Below are 3,037 nucleotides of genomic sequence, written 5' to 3' on the forward strand. Positions count from 1 at the left end.
CTTAGATAAACTAAGTTTTTTAGAATTAACGTTGACGTTTATTTTGTTCAGTTTTCAATGTTCAATCTCGGTCACCATTAAGCGACTTCATTATCTTATCAAGTTCTGACTCGAAAGTCAATAACTTTTTTTGTTTTTTTGTTACCTGCGTTTTTTCTTCAGCAGCAACGTTATCTAATATAACAATTTAAAATACGGGCGTCAATACTTTTTTAAAAAAATAATTCATCAATAAAAAAACAGTCTAGCATGTTGCATCTAGACTGTTTTTAAAGAATCCATAATTGAATGACGGCTAATGCTGCTACTCCAGCAATACCAAGTACCCCAGCGATCGTGGAAGTGATTAAATTAATCGGTACATGCAATCCGTAATCCCCACTAAATGAATTAAGTAAGAATAGAAAAAGCGCACCTACAATCACTTTCACAAAAAGAATACTTGCTAACTGAACGGGTTTTACTGGTGAAGCTAGACTGGCTAACAAACTGATTAAAAGAACGAAAACAATAATGCCCCCAGCTATATACACATAAATCCTCTCCTATTCTTTAAATAAGGTTGTCCCTTAAATAAAGAATATGAGACCTGTTAGTTGTTTATGCGAATATTTCTTTTTCTGACTTCACGAAATAAAAAGAAATACTTTGCTTCGTGAGTCTTCGTTTGAGCAACTAGTTCTTCATTATGTTCAAAGCTAAGTCTTAATAATTCTCGATGCTTAAACCATTCCTGCTTAGATTGCTCTAATAGTTGCATTAAATTCTCGTCGTGTGAGTTCTTCAGCTTATTTTTTTTTCTAAAAAACATGAAGATCCCCTTCCTATACTTCTCTTCTACCTTCTAGTGCTTTTGAAAGCGTCACTTCATCCGCATATTCAAGATCTCCACCGACTGGCAAGCCATGAGCTATGCGAGTGACTCGAATGCCTGACGGTTTTAATAAGCGTGAAATATACATCGCTGTCGCTTCTCCCTCAATATTAGGGTTAGTAGCAAGAATCACTTCACGAATCGTTTCGTCCTGTAGCCGCTTTAATAAATCGGGTATGTTAATATCCTCAGGTCCGATTCCTTCCATAGGAGAGATGGCTCCTTGAAGCACATGATACAAACCATTAAACTCTTTCATTTTCTCCATAGCAATGACATCTTTCGGATCTTGAACGACACAAACTACGCTGCGGTCGCGGCGTTCGTCCGCACAAATGGCACAAGGATCTTGGTCGGTAATATGTCCACAAACAGAGCAATAACCAAGATCTCGTTTAGCATTGACGAGTGATTTGGCAAAATCGAGCACATCTTCTTCTTTCATATCGAGAACAAAAAATGCCAGACGAGCGGCAGTTTTTGGCCCGATGCCTGGCAATTTCATAAAGCTGTCGATCAGCTTTGTTATCGGTTCCGGATAATACATATGATCATACGCCTCCTAGAACGGAAGGTTCATCCCTTTTGTGAACTGGCCCATTGTAGAGTTTGTTTCATCATCTACTTTTTTCAGAGCATCATTTGTCGCCGCAAGCACTAAATCTTGTAGCATTTCCACATCTTCAGGGTCAACCACTTCTTCTTTAATTTGCACGTCAAGCACTTGCTTTTGACCGGACATAACAACCGTTACCATACCGCCACCAGCTGTTCCTTCAAATTGTTTTGTTGAAAGCTCCTCTTGCGCTTCCGCCATCTTCTTTTGCATTTTTTGCATTTGCTTCATCATGTTTTGCATATTTCCCATACCACGCATACTTTTCATCCTCCTAGTAATTAGTCTTTAATTTCGAGCAGTTCTTCTCCCACAAGCTTAAGTGCTTCCGAAATGAGAAGATCTCCTTCAGGTTGCTCTGCCTGTTCGTGACCGTCTTCCTTTTGCGTCTTAATGAAATTTTGTCTAATGGATAACCATGTATCCTCAGGAACACCAATCGGCTGATAAAGGTTCCCTGTTAACTCTTGTAAAATAGAAGAGATGGAATCCATAAACACGTTGTTTTCAGTGGCCATCTGACAATGAATTTCATATTTGAATTTTAACACGAATGCACCCGGAGAGGCAGCTACAGGCTCTGCATCATTAAGTAACGCAGCTTGCGATCTCATTTGACGCTGATGAAGATAGTTTAACATATCTCCCCAACGACTTTTAATTAATTGAACATCTTGCTTTGTTGCTTCCGCTAACACTTTTTCAATTTTAGCCACCGGTGCTTTAAAGGCTTTAGAAGAACGGTTCGCTCGCTTAGAAGGAGACTGCGTCTCGGCTTGAGTTGCCGCTTGTACTGGTTGGCTCCGAAGCTGTTGCAATTCTCTTTCAAGCGTTGCGATCCTTTCAAGCAATGTATTCATTTCCGGTAAACTTGTTGCTTTCACTGTTGCTTCTGCTTGACACATTTTCACTAAAGCCACTTCTAAATAAATTCGAGCATGATTGCTAAATTTCATTTCCTGCTGAGTTTGATTTAACACATGAATGTATTCATAAATTTTCTCTAACTCCATTTTTTCAGAAATGGAAATAAAAACAGCATCAATTAACACTCTTTCTAGTGATTCCTCAAGGGTAGGCGCAGTTTTGTAAAGTAGCATATCCCGAAAATATAAAACAAAATCTTCCGCAAACCGGGACGGATCTTTCCCTTGCAGTAACAGCTTTTCCAAAACAACCAGTGCTTCAGGCGCATTTTTTTCATATACGGCCTCAGCTAAATGATTTAACATTTCCTGTCCGACAGCACCAGTTACAGTTAATGCGTCCTCTTCCGTTAACACATTTCCACTGTAAGAGACTGCTTGATCAAGCAAGCTAAGGGCATCACGCATACCTCCTTCAGCCGCTCGAGCGATAATCGGAAGAACTTTCTCCTCATATTCAAGATCACTTTCTTTCATAATCAGTTCCATCCGACCAACAATCGCCTGTGAGGTGATTCGCTTGAAATCAAAACGTTGACACCTAGAAATAATCGTCAATGGGATCTTATGAGGTTCCGTTGTCGCTAAAATAAAAATGACGTGCTTTGGCGGTTCCTCTAA

5 protein-coding genes are annotated in these 3,037 nt (G+C 39.5%); all 5 read right to left on the reverse strand.

The window, feature by feature from the left end; genetic code table 11:
• Window positions 1–269: 269 nt before the first annotated feature.
• On the reverse strand, window positions 270–533 hold the full coding sequence (locus CEF22_RS00280) for a pro-sigmaK processing inhibitor BofA family protein (protein WP_232726030.1): 264 nt from the start codon (window positions 531–533) through the stop codon (window positions 270–272).
• A gap of 59 nt (window positions 534–592) precedes the next feature.
• Window positions 593–811, reverse strand: a complete 219-nt coding sequence (locus CEF22_RS00285) for a YaaL family protein (RefSeq protein ID WP_100401273.1) — start codon at window positions 809–811, stop codon at window positions 593–595.
• Window positions 812–824: 13 nt separating this feature from the next.
• A complete protein-coding gene (gene recR / locus CEF22_RS00290) occupies window positions 825–1,421 on the reverse strand; it encodes a recombination mediator RecR (RefSeq protein WP_094836668.1) in 597 nt (198 codons plus the stop codon).
• Window positions 1,422–1,436: 15 nt separating this feature from the next.
• Complete coding sequence (locus CEF22_RS00295) at window positions 1,437–1,751, reverse strand: YbaB/EbfC family nucleoid-associated protein (RefSeq protein ID WP_094836667.1); 315 nt, start codon at window positions 1,749–1,751, stop codon at window positions 1,437–1,439.
• Window positions 1,752–1,771: 20 nt separating this feature from the next.
• Window positions 1,772–3,037 (reverse strand): hypothetical protein (locus tag CEF22_RS00300; RefSeq protein WP_100403861.1); only part of this gene is annotated, 1,266 nt, incomplete at its 5' end.

Origin of the sequence: Bacillus sp. FJAT-42315 (assembly GCF_002797375.1) — a bacterium.
GTDB lineage: Bacteria > Bacillota > Bacilli > Bacillales > Domibacillaceae > Bacillus_CE.

Bases quoted from the DNA above. Each gene is read 5' to 3' on its own strand.
- CEF22_RS00295 (WP_094836667.1), bottom strand. From the start codon at position 1,751: ATGCGTGGTATGGGAAATATGCAAAACATGATGAAGCAAATGCAAAAA.
- recR (WP_094836668.1), bottom strand. From the start codon at position 1,421: ATGTATTATCCGGAACCGATAACAAAGCTGATCGACAGCTTTATGAAA.
- CEF22_RS00285 (WP_100401273.1), bottom strand. From the start codon at position 811: ATGTTTTTTAGAAAAAAAAATAAGCTGAAGAACTCACACGACGAGAAT.